Annotated in this window: 19 protein-coding genes; 7 read left to right on the plus strand and 12 right to left on the minus strand. The window is 32.9% G+C overall.

Annotation, left to right across the window (positions count from 1 at the left end; genetic code table 11):
- Positions 1–19: 19 nt before the first annotated feature.
- The 9 genes from trpA to B2U95_RS14315 form a co-directional block, all read right to left on the minus strand.
- Positions 20–790 carry a tryptophan synthase subunit alpha gene (gene trpA, locus B2U95_RS14275; protein ID WP_296317349.1) on the minus strand — a complete coding sequence of 257 codons (771 nt, stop codon included), beginning with the start codon at positions 788–790 and terminating at the stop codon, positions 20–22.
- Positions 783–1,886, minus strand: coding sequence for a family 10 glycosylhydrolase (locus tag B2U95_RS14280; protein WP_296317310.1), 1,104 nt, complete (start codon positions 1,884–1,886; stop codon positions 783–785). Before B2U95_RS14280 ends, trpA begins: the two co-directional genes overlap by 8 nt.
- A complete protein-coding gene (locus B2U95_RS14285; protein ID WP_296317312.1) occupies positions 1,883–2,980 on the minus strand; it encodes a carbohydrate-binding family 9-like protein in 1,098 nt (365 codons plus the stop codon). The genes B2U95_RS14280 and B2U95_RS14285 overlap by 4 nt, the downstream gene beginning before the upstream one ends.
- Positions 2,981–4,168, minus strand: a complete 1,188-nt coding sequence (trpB, locus tag B2U95_RS14290; protein WP_296317314.1) for a tryptophan synthase subunit beta — start codon at positions 4,166–4,168, stop codon at positions 2,981–2,983.
- Positions 4,169–4,250: 82 nt separating this feature from the next.
- Positions 4,251–4,874, minus strand: coding sequence for a phosphoribosylanthranilate isomerase (locus B2U95_RS14295; protein WP_296317317.1), 624 nt, complete (start codon positions 4,872–4,874; stop codon positions 4,251–4,253).
- Positions 4,871–5,656, minus strand: a complete 786-nt coding sequence (gene trpC, locus B2U95_RS14300; protein ID WP_296317319.1) for an indole-3-glycerol phosphate synthase TrpC — start codon at positions 5,654–5,656, stop codon at positions 4,871–4,873. The genes B2U95_RS14295 and trpC overlap by 4 nt, the downstream gene beginning before the upstream one ends.
- Complete coding sequence (gene trpD, locus B2U95_RS14305; RefSeq protein ID WP_296317321.1) at positions 5,653–6,645, minus strand: anthranilate phosphoribosyltransferase; 993 nt, start codon at positions 6,643–6,645, stop codon at positions 5,653–5,655. The genes trpC and trpD overlap by 4 nt, the downstream gene beginning before the upstream one ends.
- Before the next feature lie 2 nt (positions 6,646–6,647).
- On the minus strand, positions 6,648–7,214 hold the full coding sequence (locus B2U95_RS14310) for an anthranilate synthase component II (RefSeq protein WP_296317323.1): 567 nt from the start codon (positions 7,212–7,214) through the stop codon (positions 6,648–6,650).
- A gap of 1 nt (position 7,215) precedes the next feature.
- Complete coding sequence (locus B2U95_RS14315) at positions 7,216–8,616, minus strand: anthranilate synthase component I family protein (protein WP_296317325.1); 1,401 nt, start codon at positions 8,614–8,616, stop codon at positions 7,216–7,218.
- Between the two features lie 254 nt (positions 8,617–8,870).
- On the opposite strand from B2U95_RS14315, the gene B2U95_RS14320 reads away from it, so the two are divergent.
- From B2U95_RS14320 to B2U95_RS14340, 5 genes are all read left to right on the plus strand, one after another.
- Positions 8,871–9,422, plus strand: a complete 552-nt coding sequence (locus B2U95_RS14320) for a TlpA disulfide reductase family protein (protein ID WP_296317326.1) — start codon at positions 8,871–8,873, stop codon at positions 9,420–9,422.
- A gap of 24 nt (positions 9,423–9,446) precedes the next feature.
- A complete protein-coding gene (locus B2U95_RS14325) occupies positions 9,447–10,067 on the plus strand; it encodes a thioredoxin family protein (RefSeq protein ID WP_296317328.1) in 621 nt (206 codons plus the stop codon).
- A 130-nt stretch (positions 10,068–10,197) separates the two neighbouring features.
- Entirely contained in the window at positions 10,198–10,515 is a 318-nt protein-coding gene (locus B2U95_RS14330; protein ID WP_296317329.1) for a rhodanese-like domain-containing protein, read from the plus strand.
- 7 nt (positions 10,516–10,522) lie between these two features.
- Positions 10,523–10,933, plus strand: a complete 411-nt coding sequence (locus B2U95_RS14335; protein WP_296317331.1) for a rhodanese-like domain-containing protein — start codon at positions 10,523–10,525, stop codon at positions 10,931–10,933.
- A 142-nt stretch (positions 10,934–11,075) separates the two neighbouring features.
- Positions 11,076–13,487 (plus strand): protein-disulfide reductase DsbD family protein, encoded by a 2,412-nt coding sequence (locus tag B2U95_RS14340; protein ID WP_296317333.1) that lies wholly within the window; start codon positions 11,076–11,078, stop codon positions 13,485–13,487.
- A gap of 3 nt (positions 13,488–13,490) precedes the next feature.
- Here B2U95_RS14340 and B2U95_RS14345 read toward each other — a convergent pair whose 3' ends face one another.
- The 3 genes from B2U95_RS14345 to B2U95_RS14355 are packed head-to-tail and all read right to left on the minus strand — an operon-like array spanning position 13,491 to position 16,944.
- The gene (locus tag B2U95_RS14345; RefSeq protein WP_296317334.1) at positions 13,491–14,219 is read right to left on the minus strand and encodes a nitroreductase family protein; all 729 of its coding nucleotides are present in this window, start codon (positions 14,217–14,219) and stop codon (positions 13,491–13,493) included.
- A 39-nt stretch (positions 14,220–14,258) separates the two neighbouring features.
- Positions 14,259–15,602 (minus strand): sensor histidine kinase, encoded by a 1,344-nt coding sequence (locus B2U95_RS14350; protein WP_296317337.1) that lies wholly within the window; start codon positions 15,600–15,602, stop codon positions 14,259–14,261.
- Positions 15,592–16,944: a sigma-54-dependent transcriptional regulator gene (locus B2U95_RS14355; protein ID WP_296317338.1), complete on the minus strand. Its 1,353-nt coding sequence runs from the start codon at positions 16,942–16,944 to the stop codon at positions 15,592–15,594. The genes B2U95_RS14350 and B2U95_RS14355 overlap by 11 nt, the downstream gene beginning before the upstream one ends.
- A gap of 205 nt (positions 16,945–17,149) precedes the next feature.
- Between B2U95_RS14355 and B2U95_RS14360 the strand changes: the two genes are divergently transcribed.
- Together B2U95_RS14360 and B2U95_RS14365 are read left to right on the plus strand one after the other, a co-directional pair.
- A complete protein-coding gene (locus B2U95_RS14360; protein ID WP_296317339.1) occupies positions 17,150–18,400 on the plus strand; it encodes an efflux RND transporter periplasmic adaptor subunit in 1,251 nt (416 codons plus the stop codon).
- Positions 18,401–18,432: 32 nt separating this feature from the next.
- Positions 18,433–19,110, plus strand: coding sequence for an ABC transporter ATP-binding protein (locus tag B2U95_RS14365; RefSeq protein WP_296317340.1), 678 nt, complete (start codon positions 18,433–18,435; stop codon positions 19,108–19,110).
- The last annotated feature ends 201 nt before the right edge of the window (positions 19,111–19,311 follow it).

Below are 19,311 nucleotides of genomic sequence, written 5' to 3' on the forward strand. Positions count from 1 at the left end.
CAAATAAACTACAAATAATTTAATCTGACTGTTTTATTTTATCTGTGAAATTTGAGATGCTACTAATACTGTAGTTGGTTATATGTTTTATAAAAGCACTTCCTATAATAGCACCTTTTGCGTATTTGGTAGCTTGGGTGAAGGTTTCGTTATCTGAAATACCAAATCCAATAATTTGTGGATTTTTAAGATTCATACTAGCGATACGTTCAAAATAATCGGTTTGTTCATTTCCAAATCCAGAACTGCTCCCTGTTACACTTGCACTACTTACCATATATATAAACCCGTCTGAAACAGAATCTATAAAACGAATACGATCATCTGAAGTTTGTGGTGTAATTAAAAGGACATTTATTAAGCCATACTTTTCAAAGATGTCTTTGTATTGATCATTATAAACATCTACTGGTAAATCTGGTATAATGAGGCCATCAATCCCTACCTCTTGGCAACGATTACAAAATGCTTCAACACCAAATTGGAACATTGGGTTAAAGTAACCCATAATAATTAGTGGAATAGATACCGATTTACGAATGTCCTTGAGTTGTTCAAACAATAGTTCGCTAGTCATTCCATTATGTAATGCTTTGGTAGAACTGGCTTGTATTGTTGGACCATCAGCTAAAGGATCACTGAATGGTAATCCTATTTCTATCATGTCTACACCATTTTTCTCCAGATTTTGAATGACTGTTGTTGTGTCATTAATATCTGGGTAGCCTGCTGTGAAATATATAGATAACAGCTTTTTGTCTTCTTTTAATTTTTGATTTATTCTATTCATTATTAAATTCTTCATTCAATTTTATAACTATTCTTTTTTGATCGTCACTGAGGTTATCTGCCATAAATATTGAAAACCCTTTGGCGCCTTTTTGTTTAACTAACCGAATTGCTTTTTCTAAATCTTTAGGGTTTTTTAACGCAGGACTGTATAAGCCCGAATAAATAGGAAAGTCGACATCATTAACTCCTTGTTCTGTAGCGAAACCAATCCAATTGATATTCTCTTGGTAAAAATTATTGTAGATCATTGGGTAAGCCGCATCGAGATTCCAGTCATTCCAGGCTTGCCTCACCATTTGTCGCGACATTTCGGGAAATGGAAAAACAGCAGCAGTCATTTTATTATTGCTATTATGTGCAATTTCTACGAGTTCATTTACGAGCGAGGTTACTGCATTAAGTCTGTATTGTCTCCATTCTGTGCTAAGTTCCGGATGCTCAAAATCTATTGGGTCTTTATCGAATATAGCTTTAAACCCTTCTCTTGCGATAGGGTGATAACCGTAATCGTAGTCTGGCATTTCGGTAGCCTGAACTAAATTATATTTAGGTTGCAAATCCTTACCAAGAATTACATCTACATAGCGTACATAATCTAAATGAATGGAAGCAAGGCCATTTACTTTTGTAAGTTTACTGACGTTGTTTTTAATATGTTCTCTGGCTTCAGGATGAAATGGGCTTAGCCATTGATAATAATCTACATAGGCTCTATATTCTAAAGAGTTTTTTCCGGCACGATTAACGGCATACCATTCTGGGTGCTGTTGTGCAATTGTATCTCCAGGTCTATTGAGTGTCCACATCCAAGCATGAATTTTGATTTCTTTTTCAGTAGCCAATGGTACTAATTGTTTTAGAAATTCGGGATTACCTCCAACAAGCACTTCAGATATACCCAAAGAATCGTAATAAGCTAATTTTTGTTCCCACTTGGCTTTGTTAAAAGCTCCACCAGAATGAGCCCAAGTTGCAAATACAAATTTGTCTTGAGTGATGCCAGTAATTGTTTCGGACGTTTTGTTTGTGTTTTTCTTTGATTCTTTACATGCGATTAGGCTCAAAAAAACAATAAAAATTAATACTTTTCTCATAGTGTTTTTAGTATTCCTTGTTCGTTAATACTATAGGTAGTATTACTAATTTGACTTTCAATTACATACTCAAAACCGAAGTTAGTTTTATGAAAAACAGCCGATAATGTATCAGATTTAGTGTAGGCTACACGAAGCGATTTTGAAGTGCCAACGTCTTGTTTTAAGTAAAACTTTAATGATTTAAATTTCGTTTCTCTATATAGTGCATAAGCGACTTGCTTTAGTAATAAATCGGGATCCTCGTTATAAATTATACCCTCTGTTGAGGTTTGCTCTGTAAATTGAAGAATTCCCCATTTCTCAGGCTCGTGCATATTAATTACTTTTTGGTTGCTCCATACCCAGTTATATTCTGGTAAGAATTTACCATCCTCTTTTTTACGCTGATATTTTCCGTCAACAATATTAAAATCCCATTGTACACGAGAAAAGTTGAGTTTCCATTGCTCACCTTCTATTGGACTTGTTTTTGATCTATTTTTTAGGTTTAGAAACGGTTTTAGTGGAATTGCCATTTCAACAGCCCAAAAATTATCTAATTTATTAGGGTTATTAATAGAACCATCAACATATACAGCTGATTTAAGTGCGTTTAAATTCCAGTGAAAATTAGCTTTACCACCTGACCTATATGGTTTGTCGAGGTACAAATCCCAAACCGTATTTAAAGCATTTATTTCAATTTCACCATAGCCATAACCTGTTTGAGACGGATCTATAAATACTTCAAAATCATTATTTAAATAAATAATAGCATCTCTTTTTGTGATATCACCCCAGATGTGTGGCTCTTCCATTTTGGCATAAACATATAAATAACGGTCATCCCAAAGCATCTTCACTTTAGTTTCATACCTCGGAGTTTTAACGCCTTCAATATCAATAAATTTCGATGTGAATTTAGAGTTAGCCCAAGCCGTTTCATTCGCAATACCATCTATTACTAATTTAGTGTCGGTTTTTGTAATAATATAATGTTTTGGATTAATGATAGCATCAGCTAAATTAATAGTTTCAATACTAGCCTCTATAGACCGATCATTACAAGAAAGGACTACGATTAGTATTACTAAAATTGAAATCTGTTTCATCTAGAGCTTAAAGTAATCAATATAATTCTGTAAATCTTTGTCGCCGCGACCAGATAGGTTAAGTACAATAATATCGTTGGGTTTAAATGTTTTATGCTCAAAAATAGCTAAAGCATGTGATGTTTCAATCGCAGGGATAATACCTTCTAATTGCGATAGCTCTAAACCTGCAGTCATAGCCTCATCATCTGTAATAGCAATAAATTCTGCGCGTCCTGTTTTATAAAGGTTGGCATGCATTGGCCCAACACCAGGATAATCTAAACCTGCAGAAATAGAGTAAGGTTCGGTAATTTGTCCATCCTTAGTTTGCATTAAAAGTGTTTTACTACCATGTATAATACCTTCTTTTCCTAAAACTGATGTTGCTGCACTTTCACCAGAATCTATTCCTAGTCCAGCAGCTTCAACAGCTATAATTTTTACAGTTTCATTATCTAAATAATGGTAATAGGTACCAGCCGCATTGCTGCCTCCTCCAACACAAGCAATAAGATAATCTGGGTTTTCTGTACCTTCTTTTTCTAATAGTTGACTTTTAATTTCTTCTGAGACAATGGCTTGAAAACGTGCAACCATATCTGGGAAAGGGTGCGGTCCTACAACACTACCCACAATATAATGGGTATTTACAGGGTTGTTAATCCAGTCGCGCATAGCTTCATTTGTAGCATCTTTTAGTGTACGACTGCCTGACAATGCAGGTACAACTTTAGCTCCTAACATTTTCATACGTGCAACATTTGGTGCTTGTCTTGCAATGTCTTTTTCACCCATATAAACGACGCACTCAATTCCCATTAGTGCGCAAACTGTAGCAGTAGCCACACCATGTTGGCCAGCTCCTGTTTCGGCAATAATCCGGGTTTTTCCTAAGCGTTGTGCCATAAGAATTTGACCTACGGTATTATTGATTTTATGTGCACCTGTGTGGTTAAGATCCTCGCGCTTTAGATAAATTTTGGTATTGTATTTTTCTGATAGGCGTTGTGCAAAATAGAGTGGAGAAGGACGGCCAACATAATCTTTTAGTAACGCATGAAATTCTTTTTGAAAAGAAGGTTCTGCCATTATTTTTAAATAATTTTGACGTAATTCTTCGACATTTGGATAGAGCATTTCTGGAATATATGCTCCGCCGAATTCTCCGTAGTATCCTTTTTCGTTAATGTTGTATGTTTCTTTCATAATAATAGTTTGTCAGGTCGAGTGAATTTTTTTTGAATTTTGTATTGATACCCAATGCTACTCGACACAATTTTTTCATACTTCAAAAATCACTCGAAGTCAGGTGTTTTTTTAACTTTTCTAATTCTTCTATATTCTTCATTCCAGGTTCAATCTCAAATTTACTATTCACATCAATAGCATAGCAATATTTTGAAGCCTCACTTTTTTTGAAATCTCTAATTTTTTCTGTATTGTTTAGTCCAATACCACCGCTTAAAAAATAAGGTTTGGTAGAGGGGTAATTATTTAAAACATCCCAATTAAATGTGTAACCATTTCCTCCAGGTAATTTGCCTTTAGTATCAAACAAGAAATAGTCGCAAACGTTCTCATAAGGTTGAAGTGCATCAAAATTAAATTCGTCTTTAATACTGAATACTTTAATAACTTTAATGTCTTTTATTGTAGCACAATATTCTGGTGATTCGCTGCCGTGAAGTTGAACAGCCTGTAAGTTAAATTCATTTATTTTTTTGAGAACTGTTTCTAAGTTTTCATTTACAAAAACACCAACTTTTTTAATCGTATTTGGTAATTCTGGGATACTAGTATTAAAATGTCTCGTAGATTTTTTATAAAATATAAAGCCCAAATAGTCTGGTTGCAAATTTGCAACAGCTTTGATATTGTCTTTATATTTCATACCACAGACTTTTAGTTTCATCCTTCTAAAGTTTTAATAAATTCGGTAGCACTGCGTCCTGGGTTATCTGTTTTCATAAAGTTTTCGCCAATTAAAAAACCTTTATATCCATAAGGTTGTAATTCTTTGATGGCTTCAATAGAACTGATTCCGCTTTCTGACACCTTTACAAAGTCATCTGGTATAAGCTTACTTAATGTTTTTGAGGTTTCTAAATTAACTTCGAACGTTTTAAGATTTCTATTATTAACACCTAACATGTCTAGAGAAGGCATAATTGACTTGTGTAATTCTTCCTCGTTATGCACTTCTAACAATACATCGAGATTGATATGTTTTGCAAATTCTGAAAATTCTTTTATTTCAGCTCTAGTTAAAATAGCAGCAATTAATAAAACAACATCTGCTCCATAAGCTTTAGCCTCAAGTATTTGATAAGTATCAATAATAAATTCTTTTCTTAATAGTGGTATTGAGCAGCTTGCACGAGCTAATAATAAATCGTCTAGCGCACCGCCAAAATACTTTGTGTCTGTTAATACAGACATACCACAAACACCTGCGTTTTCATAACCACTCGCAATATCCTGAACATTTAAATTTTGATTAATCACCGATTTTGATGGAGATCGTCTTTTATGTTCTGCAATAATACCAGAGTTGCTATCTCTTAAGTTTTTGGCAAGCGAATACGTTGGCCTGTCAAATAAAACAGAGTGTTCTAATTGCCGAATTGGAATTATACCTTTACGTAAATGAACTTCTTTACGTTTATCGATTACTATTTTATCTAATATGTTCATTTACTTAGTTGAATAAGTTTGTCTAAGCTCGCTTTCGCTTTTCCGCTCATTAGAGATTCTTTAGCCAATTCAAAACCTTCCTTATGTGAAATTTGTTCTACTGTTGCAATAGCTAAGCCTGCATTAGCAAAAACCACATTATTATGAGCCTTAGTCCCTTTGCCATTTATTATTTTTGTGAATAATTTAGCAGCTTGTCGTACCGTATTTCCGCCAAAAATTGCGGATTGATTAATTTGCTCAACACCTAAGTCTTTGGGTTCGAATAAAGTTTCTGAATCATTTGAAATTACTTTTGTTTTACCAGTCAATGAAATTTCATCATAGCCATCTAAGGCATGCACTATGGCATAATTCTTATCAGTTTCTTGATATAAGTAACTATATAATCGCAATAATTCTAAATTAAAAACTCCGACCATTTGGTTTTTAGGAAACGCAGGATTTACCATAGGTCCTAACATATTAAAAAACGTTTTTACTCCTAATGCTTTTCGTATAGGTGCAACATTTTTCATTGCAGGATGAAATAATGGTGCATGTAATACGCAAATATTTGCCTCATCTATACTGCGTTTTAAAAAATCCTTATTATCTGTGAATTTGATACCTAGTTCTTCCATAACGTTAGAGGATCCACATGCAGATGAAACACCATAATTTCCATGTTTAGTGACATGTATACCTGCACCTGCTGTTACAAATGAAGAAAGGGTAGAGATATTAAATGTGTCTTTACCATCACCACCTGTACCACATAAATCAATGGTGTTATAATTGTCTAAATCTACAGGTATACATAGTTCTAAAAGGGCATCTCTAAATCCACGAAGCTCTTCAAGCGTAATGCTACGCATCATATATACGGTTAGAAATGATGCAATTTGGCTTTGATTATAGTCTCCTTTAGAGATATTAAACAAAACATTTTTTGCTTCTTTACTGGTAATACTTTCTTGATTTATAAGTCTGTTAAGTAGTTGTTTCATAATTAAGAATTGACCCAGTTTTTAAGAATAGTTTTCCCATTAGGTGTTAAAACAGATTCGGGATGATATTGTACGCCTTTAACGTCATAAACTTTGTGTCGTAATGACATAATTTGTCCATTTGAATCAAAAGAAGTAGCTTCTAAGCTATCTGGTAGTATAGTACTAACAACCCAAGAATGGTAGCGACCTACTTCAAAGGTTTTATCTAGTCCTTCAAATAAACTTTCGTCATCTACAGCTAATGTTATATCTGTGGCTACACCATGGTAAACAGCATCTAAGTTTTCTAAACTGCCACCAAATACTTCGGCTATAGCTTGTTGTCCTAAACATACTCCCAATATACTTTTTGTAGGTGCATAAACTTTGATAATTTCTTTTAATAAACCAGCTTCATCTGGAATGCCAGGTCCAGGTGATAAAACAATTTTGTTAAATACATCTACGTCTTCAATGCTTAGTTTGTCATTTCTTATTACACTTACCTCACAATTAAGTTCTTCTAAATAATGAACTAAATTATAAGTGAAGCTATCGTAATTATCTATTACTAGTACCTTTTTCATATTAAATATCTTTCGCTTGTTCAATGGCGTTAGTTAACGCACTTAGCTTATTATATACTTCTTGTAATTCACTTTCTGGATCTGATTTTGCGACTAATCCTGCACCTGCTTGCCAGAATAATTTATGGTCCTTACTAAGAAATGTCCTAATCATTATAGCATGATTAAAGTTGCCTTCAAAGTCCATAAAGCCAATAGCGCCACCATAATAACCTCTGCTTGTTTTTTCATATTTTTCTATGAGTTTCATAGCCATGTGTTTTGGGGCACCACTTAAGGTTCCTGCTGGAAATGTATCTGCAACAACTTGCATCGTATCCGTCTTTTTGTGAATGGTACCCGTGACTTTACTTACCAAATGAATAACATGAGAAAAGAATTGTACGTCTCTGTAATTTTCTACAGTAACGTTACTTCCGTTTCTGCTTAAATCATTTCTAGCAAGGTCTACTAACATTACATGTTCGCTATTTTCTTTATCATCGTTAATTAGTTGCTCGGCAAGTTCTGCGTCTTTTAGATCATTGCCAGACCGTTTAAAAGTCCCAGCAATTGGATGAATTTCTGCTTTACCGTCACTTACAACTAATTGGGCTTCGGGAGAACTTCCAAATATTTTAAAATTGCCATAGTCAAAATAGAAAAGGTATGGTGACGGATTTATACTTCGTAATGCTCTATAAACATTAAACTCATCACCACTAAATTTCTGTGAAAATTGTTTAGATAATACGAGCTGAAATACATCGCCTCTTGCGCAATGCTTCTTGGCTAACTCTACGTGTTCTTTATAGTCTTCATCAGTAAGATTAGATTCAATATCTCCTTTTGTATTAAAGTCATAGGATGCATATTGTCTTGTTTGAATGAGTTGAAGAATATCATCGATATTATTATCAGTATCAAAACAGTGGGCAAAAATATAAGCTTCATTTTTAAAGTGATTTATAGCTATAATATTTTGGTAAACCGCGTAGTATATTTCAGGAATATCAATTGAATTATCTTTCTTTGATATTTCAATATCTTCAAAGTACTTTACGGCATCATAGCTAGTGTATCCAAAAATACCATTATTAATAAATTTAAATTTATCGGCTGCATCTACTTTAAAGCGCTTGGTGAATTTGTGTATTTCATCCGTAACACTAACACTTTTAATGTGATTTACTTTTGTACTTCCATCGGGATAAGTTTGGTAAATAGAGCCACCTTCTACTTTTATAGAGGCTATTGGATTGCAACATATATATGAGAAACTATTTTCGTTTGCATGATAATCGCTACTTTCTAATAAAATACTATTAGGAAATTTATCTCTTATTTTAAGATAGATGCTAACTGGTGTAATGGTATCTGCTAGAATCTTTTTGTAATGTGTGTATAGACTAAATGTTTTCATTTATGCTGAATTTATTTCAGTATTGTTTAAAATAAAAAAGGCTTGTCGTGAATGACAAGCCTTTTTTATAATAATTTACATACAAGGGTTAGTTCACGAACATGAGTTTGAGAAATTCCACCACCAAGTATGATTTGTATTTATTTTCATTTGAACTTCAAAGATAGAAATCAAAACTTTTAATTAACAAAATATTTCAATTAATATTTTGTTAATTATTAATTACCCTAAAAATTGATTAATAACTTTAACCCATGAAGAAAATACTCTTACTATTATGTGTTTTCATTTTATCATGTAATAACGATAAGACAAATGCTGAAAAAGCAGATGCAAGAGATGAACTTGAAATGCCAAAAGAAGTCGCCTCCAATGATTATGATTTAGAGGTTTATAATTATGATGGTTTAGAACCTTTAATTAATATTAAAGATGATAAATTACATGTCGTAAATTTTTGGGCAACATGGTGTGCACCTTGTGTTAAAGAATTACCTTATTTTGAAGCGGTAAACGAGTATTATAAAAATGATGGAGTAGAGGTCTTATTAGTGAGTTTAGATTTTCCAAAAGATTATGAGTCTAAATTAAAAACGTTTCTAAACAAACGTGGTATAAAATCTAAAGTGGTAGCTTTAGACGATACAGATCAAAATCGGTGGATCCCAGCTATTAACGAAAGTTGGTCTGGTGCTTTGCCGGCAACAATAATATATAAAGGTGATAAACGAAAGTTCTATGAACAATCGTTTACAAAAGAAGAATTAGAAACCGAAATCAAAGGGTTTCTTCAGCAAAGAAAATAATTTTTAAAATAAATAGATTGAATTATGAAAACTTTCAAATTATGTGCAGTTATAGTTTTTGCATTAGCGTTAACCGCTTTTGCCGTAAAAACAGATAAAAGTACTGGATACACTATTGGTGATATTGCTACAGATTTTAGTTTAGAAAATATTGATGGTAACAAGGTGTCTTTGTCAGACTATAAAGATGCTAGAGGTTTTATTGTAATTTTTACATGTAATACATGTCCTTACTCTGTAGCTTATGAAGATAGAATAGTGGCCTTAGATAAAAAATATGCTTCAAAAGGATATCCTGTCATAGCAATTATGCCTAATGATACAGATGTGAAACCTGGAGATAATATGGCAGCAATGAAAGCTAGAGCTAAAGCAAAAGGGTTTACATTTCCTTACGTAATGGATGAAGGTCAAGATATCTATCCGCAATACGGTGCTACCAAAACACCACATGTGTATGTTTTACAGAAAACTAAAAAAGGTAATGAAGTAAAATATATCGGAGCTATAGATGATAATTATAAAGATGTTTCAGCAGTTACAGAAAGCTATACTGAAGATGCTGTAGATGCATTGCTAAAGGGTAAAGAAATTAAGAATACAAAAACCAGAGCTATTGGTTGTTCTATTAAGGTTAAAAGTTAACTAGAGAAAATAATTCTCAAAAATTAGATTTGAGAATACGTTAAAGTTTAATCCGAAGTGTAACACTTCGGATTTTTTTTCGTCTATATCATAAAGAAATATTAATTTTGTTTAATACTAAAACGTTTTAATGGCAGATTTATCCCAAAAAGATTGGACAAAACAACTTGAAGAAGACAATAATTCAGTTGTTTTAGATGTTAGAACTCAAGAAGAAGTAGACTTAGGCATTATTCCTAATGCACTTCATATAGATATTTACAAAGGTCAAGGTTTTATTGAAGAGGTAGAAAAACTAGATAAGAATAAAAATTATTTCATTTACTGTAAAGCAGGTGGACGTAGCGCACAAGCTTGTGCGGTTATGAATCAATTAGGTTTTGAGCAGACTTTCAACTTAGTTGGAGGCTTTAGCGAATGGCAAGGAAACATTGCATTAAACGAATAGTAAGATTATGAAAAAAATAGGAATTATCTGTTGTCTTTTTGTAGCAATAAGCTTCAGTACAAGTTGTTTAGACTCTAAAGAGGCAATGACAGAAGTAAGATTAGTAACTGCTGAAGAGATGCAAGCGATTATAGAATTAGAAGATGTACAATTAGTAGATGTACGCTCGGCTAAAGAATATGATGAGTTACATGTTTTTAATGCACAAAATATAGATTTTAATTCGCCGACATTTGATGAAGATATTTCCAAATTAGATAAAGCTAAGCCAGTTATATTATATTGTAAAGGAGGAGGCAGAAGTGCTAAGTGTGCTGAAAAATTAAAAGACGCAGGCTTTACTAAAATTTACGATCTCGAAGGTGGGATCTCTAAATGGCAACATTCTAAAAAGCTAAAAATTGAGAGAAAATCTTAAAAAAATATAAGCCAAACGTTAAGTTTGGCTTTTTTTATACCCAATAACTATACTCAAAATTATTAAGGTTTTTATATATTAGACGACTGTTAACTAATAATAAAAGCACATCAGTTAAATTTGTGTTTTTAATGTTTTACTTATGACACTTAATAACGTACTTCTATATTGCTTTACAGCATTTTGTTTTTCATTTAATTTAGATGCTCAAGTTTTTGAACCTGTAAAATGGGAAACTCGAACTGAGAAAATTTCTGGCACAGAATATGACCTTATATCAACAGCAACTATAGATAGTGGTTGGCACTTGTATTCTCAGGTTGTGCCAGAAGGAGGACCCGTTGCGACAAGCTTTGCCTACAAAATTAATTCTAGTTACAAGTTAGTATCTAAAACTACAGAAGACGATGGGGAAATTGTTGACGACCCTGTTTTTGAAATGAAAATTAAATTTTTCGAAAATAAGGCTGAGTTCAGACAGCGTATTAAAGTATTAAATTCAGAATTATCGGTAGTTGAAGGTGAAGTTGAATTTATGGTATGTGATGACGAGAAATGTTTACCACCAACATATATAGATCTCAAATTCAATTTAAATGATGCTAAAATCAGTAAAAACAATACAGGTAGTTTATCAATAGATTTAAACGATGCTATTAATGCAAGTTCTATTGCGTCATCAAAAATTCTTGAGCCAGTAAAATGGACAACTTCAGTTGAGAAAATTAATAAATCTGTATATGTCTTAGTTTCATCAGCTACTATTGATGAAACGTGGAAGTTGTATTCACAAAAAGTTTCAGAAGGCCCAATTCCAACAAGTTTTGATTATAAAGTTGAAGAAGGTTTTGTTTTAGTTGGTAAAACTAAAGAAGAAAAGAGTAAAGAAGTGATGGATAAGGTCTTTGAGATGAAGATAAAATTCTTCAAAAACAAAGCTCAGTTTAGACAAAAAATCAAAATTTCAAATAAAGATATTTCTTCAATAAAAGCTGAGGTTATGTTTATGGCATGTGATGATACACAATGCTTAGCACCAACATATATAGATCTAGAATACGATTTAACGCAAAGTGTAAAAGGTACAGATATTGTTGATTCTTCAGAAGAAAATAAAGGCGATAGCAAAGGGTTGTGGTCCATTTTTATTGTTGCATTCCTATCTGGTTTTGTTGCTCTATTAACTCCATGTGTATTCCCTATGATACCAATGACGGTTAGCTTCTTTATAAAACAAAGCCAGTCTAAAGCGAAAGGTATTCGTAATGCTATTATTTATGGCTTATCAATTATTGTTATTTATGTACTTCTTGGTACAATAATTACAGCAATTTTTGGAGCAGATACTTTAAATGCTTTAGCAACTAACGTCTGGTTTAATGTCATATTTTTTATACTTCTTGTTGTATTTGCTATATCATTTTTAGGTGCTTTTGAAATTGTACTACCTAATTCTTGGGCTAATAAAGCAGATAGTCAATCAGATCGTGGCGGTTTTGTCGGTATCTTTTTTATGGCATTAGCTTTAGCTATTGTCTCTTTTTCTTGTACAGGCCCAATAGTTGGAACTATTTTGGTTGAAGCTGCTTCTAAAGGAGGCATCGCTCCTGTGATAGGTATGTTAGGATTTTCTTCTGCTATAGCATTGCCATTTGCATTGTTTGCAGCATTTCCCGGTTGGTTAAATTCATTACCAAAATCTGGCGGATGGTTAAATACAGTTAAGGTTGTTTTAGGTTTTTTAGAATTAGCCTTAGCTTTTAAATTTTTGTCGCAAGCCGATTTAGTATTACAATTGCATTTCTTAGAACGTGAAGTATTCTTAGCCATTTGGATAGCAATATTTGGCGCTTTGTCTTTATACCTTTTAGGTAAAATTCAATTGCCTCACGATTCTCCATTAAAACATATTTCAGTCGGACGGTTGTTATTAGGTCTAGTGACTTTGTCTTTTACTATTTATATGATTCCGGGTCTTTGGGGCGCACCATTAAATCTGATTAGTGCGTTTCCACCACCATTAGATTATAGTGAGTCTCCTTACGGTGTAGGCAACTCAAAAGGAGGCGGTTCTGCAAGTCATATTGATTTGCCAGAAGGCGCTCATTTATTAGCACCTCATGATATTGTAGCCTTTAATGATTATGACAAAGGCTTAGCATATGCCAAAGAAGTTGGTAAGCCAGTAATGTTAGATTTTACAGGTTGGGCATGTGTTAATTGCCGTAAAATGGAACAGCAAGTTTGGGTTAAACCAAATATATTATCAAAACTAAAGAATGATGTTGTTCTTATTTCCTTGTATGTAGATGAGCAAATTGATTTTCCTGAAGGTGAAGCACCAGATTCTAAACTAAGACCTGGAAAAAAATTAAGAAATGTTGGTCAGAAATGGAGCGAATTGCAAACCATTAGATATAAAACGAATACACAACCTTATTACGTGTTAATGGATCATGAAGAGAATAATTTAATAGATCCTGTTGCCTATACACCAGATCCTGTTGCCTACAATAATTGGTTGACTGAAGGTATTGGTAATTTTGAAAAGTAAATATTAGACTTCAAAGTAAACGCTTTCAAAAGGAACTCTAAAACGCGGCCCATAAATGCCTTTATCATCTCTAATTCCACAACTTATAATCATATTAATTTCTGAGACTCTAGGTAAGTCTAGAATTTGCTTTACTCTTAGTGTATCACTACCTTCCATAGGGCAAGTATCGTAACCAATAGCTGCCATGCTTGTCATAAAGTTTTGTGCAGCTAATCCAGCACTTTTATGAGCTACTATTCGCATATCACTTAGTCTTGTTTGTCTGTAAATTGGTTTGAAGATACCAACAACTTGAAAAACTAGAAATTTGATATAGCCTAGTATGCCTAAAAAATCAGTATAAATAGTTGGGATTAGTTTATTATAATAATTAGTCGCCATTTTTTTACGCTTTAAATCGCGTTCACTCAAATCAGGTTTATCGTAAACTTTATTAAGAAACTCAATATTTGCTTTAGCACGTTGTCGCCATAAATCTTTACGAGCTACTATAACAACCAATTGCTTTGCAGTTTTAGCTGCACTCTGATTAAAGCAAGCCTCTGCGAGTTTCTTCAAAGTTTCTCTATCTGTAATATGATAAAACTCCCATAATTGAAGGTTACTACTCGTAGGGGCTAAAGACGCATTTACCAAACATTGTTTTACTTTTTCCGAATCGATTGGTTCATCTTTAAAAACCCGTGTTGAACGTCTGTAAGCTATAGCTTTTGAAACTGTTTTTTCCATTAATTAAATTATTAGTTATATAAATACAGCATGGCTTATTTAAAAGACCAAACTAAATACAGAGCCTTCTCCATCAATACTTTTAACAATTATTCTACCTTTATGAAGTAGCATAATCTGTTTACATAGGCTTAATCCAATTCCGCTTCCTGTAGTTTTACTAGTAAAGAATGGAATAAAGATATTTTCTAAAATATCTTCAGGAATACCAGAGCCATTGTCAAATACTTTAAGTACAATATCTCGGTTTTTGTTCTGAGAGGCGGAAATTTTTATTTGTGCATTATTAGCATTTTTACAAGCGTCTACAGCATTTAGTATGAGATTGATTAATACTTGTTCTATAAGATGTGTATCGATATCTAGTTCTAGTTTTGAGCTAGAAATTTCAAACTTAATATCAATATTTTTTGCTTTAATTGAAGGTTCCATTAGTAACTGAATATTATTAAATAATTCAGAAACTCTAGTTCTTTGTAAATTAAGATTTGTCACTTTACTTAAACTGCGATAGGTTTTGGCAAATTTTAAAAGCCCTTCACTTCGATTTTTAATAGTTTTAATTCCAGCGTTGAGGTCTTCTAATTCTAGATGAGATTCTTCTGGTTGCTCAATGGCTATTTGTAAATTGCGTTGTAGTGTATCAGCTAATGATGAAATTGGTGCGATAGAATTCATAATTTCATGAGTCATTACACTCAATAATTTCTTCCAAGATTCCGATTCATTTTTATTTAAAGTTTCATCAATATTCTGAATAACGATGAGTTTAAAAGCATCCTCATCTACCTGAAAAACTGTATCAGAAATAAGTATTTTAATACTATCGTTTTGTAAAGCTATTGAAAGCGAATCTGGTTCTCTGTGGTAGGTTTCAAAAATAGTATTGAATAATTCTGGTTTTCTGTTTTCAACAAATCTTATATTTTTAAAAGAAGGTACATCTAAGATTTCTCCAAAAGAATCGTTACTCCAAAGTACGTCTCCAGACTCAATATTGTAAGCTATTATACCAATATCTACCATTTCTAAAATCTTCTGGAGATAAACGTATTGCGCCTGATTCTGAGAGTTTATTTCTTTAATGGTTCTATTGATTTCATTAAAACCAGTATATAAAAACCGAATGTCTTTTGGGCCTCTGTCTTCTGGAAACCATCTAGAAAAATCACGATATTTAACAGCTTCAAAAAAATCATCCATAGCTGCAAAACGACGTTTTATAAACGTGTAAGTATTAATGAGTAAGTAAATTAATCCGATACTTATTACGACAATGTAAACCGTTTTGTCATTGTAAATAGTATAGACTAAAGCAAGTGTTGTAGTAACAATGAGTAGAATTCTTAAAAAAAGTTTAAAGATATAAGCTCTATAGTTCATACTTCTGTAGTCGTCTGTACAATGCTGCTCTTGTGATTCCTAATTCCTTAGCAGATTTAGAAACATTGCCTTTGTGTTTATCTAATACGGTTAGAATTGCATTTTTTTCTAAATCATCTAGGTTGAGACTTTTTGTTTCTAAACTCGTCGATGTAGAAGTACGTTCTATTGAAGAAAACACCAAGTCGTCTGGATTTAAAGTAGTGCCATCAGTCATAATTACAGCACGTTCTAAAACGTATTGAAGTTCTCTTACATTACCAGGAAAGTCATGTTTTTTTAATTTTGAAATAAATCCAGAATCAAAAGAAAAGGCATTCTTATTATACTTCTCAGCATATAGCGATACAAAATGATGCGATAATTCTGTGATATCTGTACCACGGTCTCTTAATGGAGGTGCAATTATATCTACGGTGTTAATTCTATAAATTAAATCTTTTCTGAATTTGTTTTCATCTGCTAAGACTTGTGGATTAATATTAGTAGCACAAATCAATCTAATATCAACAGGGATTGCTTCATTGGAACCTAAAGGTGTTACTTGTCTATTCTGTAGAACTGTCAATAACCTTACTTGCTGGCTTAAACTAATATTTCCAATCTCATCTAAAAATAGTGTTCCACCATTAGCAGCTTCAAACCGTCCCTTTCTATCTTCTTTGGCGTCAGTAAATGCTCCTTTTTTATAACCAAATAATTCACTTTCAAAAAGGGAAGCGGTTAAGGCACCAACATCTACTTTAACAAACGGTTTGTCGCGTCTGTTAGAATGATCGTGAAGTGCTCTAGCAATTAGGTCTTTTCCAGTTCCGTTTTCGCCAAGCACTAAAACATTGGCGTCGGTTGGTGCCACTTTTTTTAACTTCACAAAAACATCATTCATAACATCACTGTCGCCAATAATAGCAACACTGTTTGAATTAAGGTTGTCTTTTTGAGCAGTTTTAGATTTTTTGTTATTGAGGATAGTCGTTATAGTTTCAATAATTTTTTCATTCTTCCAAGGTTTCATTAAAAAGTCAGAAGCACCTTCTTTAAGACCTCTTATTGCCAAATCAATATCAGCATAAGCTGTCATTAGAATTACTGAAGTTTCTGGTTTTTGCTTTTGGATCTTATTTAACCAAAAAATACCTTCATTACCAGTATTGACAAGGCCATTAAAGTTCATGTCTAATATGATAATTTCATAATTAGCCTTCTCTATTTGAGATAGAATATTACTAGGGTTTTTTTCGGTAACCACTTCTTTTACGAGTGGCTTAAGAAGTAATCGTAATGCCGTAAGGACATCAGCATCATCATCTATGACTAATATTTTAGCATTTTTTAAAACCATCAATACAATAATACAACATTATATCAAGCTATTTAAAATTCAAAAACTAAAAATTTAAAGCTATTTGAAAGTGTACATTTTCGAACATGAAGTGTATCAAAAGCGGACACTTTTATTTTTAGACAAAATCATAGTTAATTGATTTTCAGGTAATTAATTCTTTGGCATTATCTTCACTATATAAATAGTAAATCAAACAATAATAATGGACGTTCCAATACAGAAGAAAAAATTTTCAAATAAAAACATCGGACTTATTCTAGGTGTCTTGGCAATAATTACTTTAATAGTTTACGTGATTGCGCAAACCTCTGGTGGTTCTAAATTAAACGTTGAGAAAGAACGTATTTCTATTAATACGGTAAGTAAGAATGTGTTTCAAGAAAACATTCCTGTAAATGGTATTGTATTGCCAATCACAACAATTTATTTAGATGCTTTAGAAGGTGGTCGTGTAGAAGAGAAGTTTGTAGAAGATGGCACTATATTAAAGAAAGGAGAGTCAATATTAAGATTATCTAATACAGATTTAGAGTTAAGCTTAGTCAATCAAGAAACATCAGTTTATAACTTGTTAACGCAAATGCAGATTTCTCAGAATGCTGCACGCCAAAACACTATTAATAGACAAAATCAATTCACAGATGTTGAGAATAATTTAATTGAAGCTGAACGGGTATATACATTGAACAAACGTCTCTATGATAAAGGTGCTATTGGGAGAATGGATTACGAATCGTCTCAAAATAATTTTGAATATCAGAAAGAGCGCATGAAACTAGCCAAGCGTGTATTATCTGAGGACACTATCTCTACTAAACTAGAAGTCAACCAAGCCAAAAACTCTTATGCGAGAACACAAAGTGCTTTAGAATTAATGCGTAAAAAAGTAGGTGACTTAATTGTTCGTGCACCGATTGATGGACAGTTAACATCTTTAGATGCAGAAATTGGACAATCCATTACCAAAGGAATGCGATTAGGACAAGTAGACGTGACTACTGGTTATAAAGTACGTGTAGATATGGACGAGTTTTATATTTCTAGGATTTATAACGGTCAAACCGGAAGATTTACTCTTAATAATAAAACATACACTTTAATTATAAAGAAAGTGTTTACGCAAGTTAAAAATGGACGCTTTCAAGTAGATATGAAATTTGAAGGTGACGTGCCAGAAGGCATTAGAAGAGGTCAGAACTTACAAATCCGAGTGGCTTTGAGTGCAGAGAAAGAGGCTTTGTTAGTTTCTAAAGGAGGGTTTTTTCAAAAAACAGGAGGCAACTGGATTTTTAAAGTAAGCGAAGATGGCAATACCGCTTACAAGGTAAATATTAGATTAGGAAGTCAAAACACTGAATACTACGAAGTACTTGAGGGGTTAAATCCCGGAGATAAAGTCGTTACATCGAGTTATGATTCTTTTGGCGATACTGAAGAACTTATTTTAAAATAGAATTAGATACAATCAATTAAAAAACGAATACAATGATACACATTAAGGACTTAGAGAAATTTTATAAAACTGAGGAAGTGCAAACTATTGCTTTAAATAAGTTGTCTTTTGGAGTTAAAGAAGGTGAGTTTGTTGCGATAATGGGACCTTCAGGTTGTGGTAAATCGACCTTATTAAACATCTTAGGTTTACTAGATGATCTGGATGGAGGCAGTTTTATGTTCAACGGAACTGAAGTAGCTGGCTATAATGAGCGTAAACGTTCAGAATTACGCAAGCATAATATAGGTTTCGTTTTTCAGAGTTTTAATCTTATAGATGAGCTTACCGTTTTTGAAAACGTAGAATTACCATTAATCTACACAGGTGTAAAACCAGTAGAACGTAAAAAACAAGTCGAAGCGGTTTTAGAAAAAATGGGAATTATGCACCGTCGCAATCACTTTCCTCAGCAATTATCTGGTGGTCAACAACAGCGTGTGGCAGTTGCAAGAGCTGTAGTAAATAAGCCTAAATTAATTCTTGCAGATGAACCAACAGGTAATTTAGATAGCACCAACGGTAATGAAGTAATGGATTTACTAATTGATCTTAACGAAGCAGGAACCACTATTATTATGGTAACACACAGTGAGCACGATGCTAAATACAGTCATAGAATCATAAGAATGTTAGACGGACAAAAGGTTACCGAAAATATTTTGGCATAAATCGACTTTCATCAATCAATCGATCATAAGAATGTTAGACGGACAAAAAGAAACAGAGACTATTTTGGCTCAGTTAACCAAATTTGTCATTTCGACAGAGTGAAGGATGAACGACGAGAAATCTCATTTTGTAAATAATTATTATGAGATATCTCACATGCGTTCGATATGACAAACAAGAATCATCAATCAGGTGGAAAA

Source organism: Winogradskyella sp. UBA3174 (genome assembly GCF_002364335.1).
Classification (GTDB): domain Bacteria; phylum Bacteroidota; class Bacteroidia; order Flavobacteriales; family Flavobacteriaceae; genus Winogradskyella.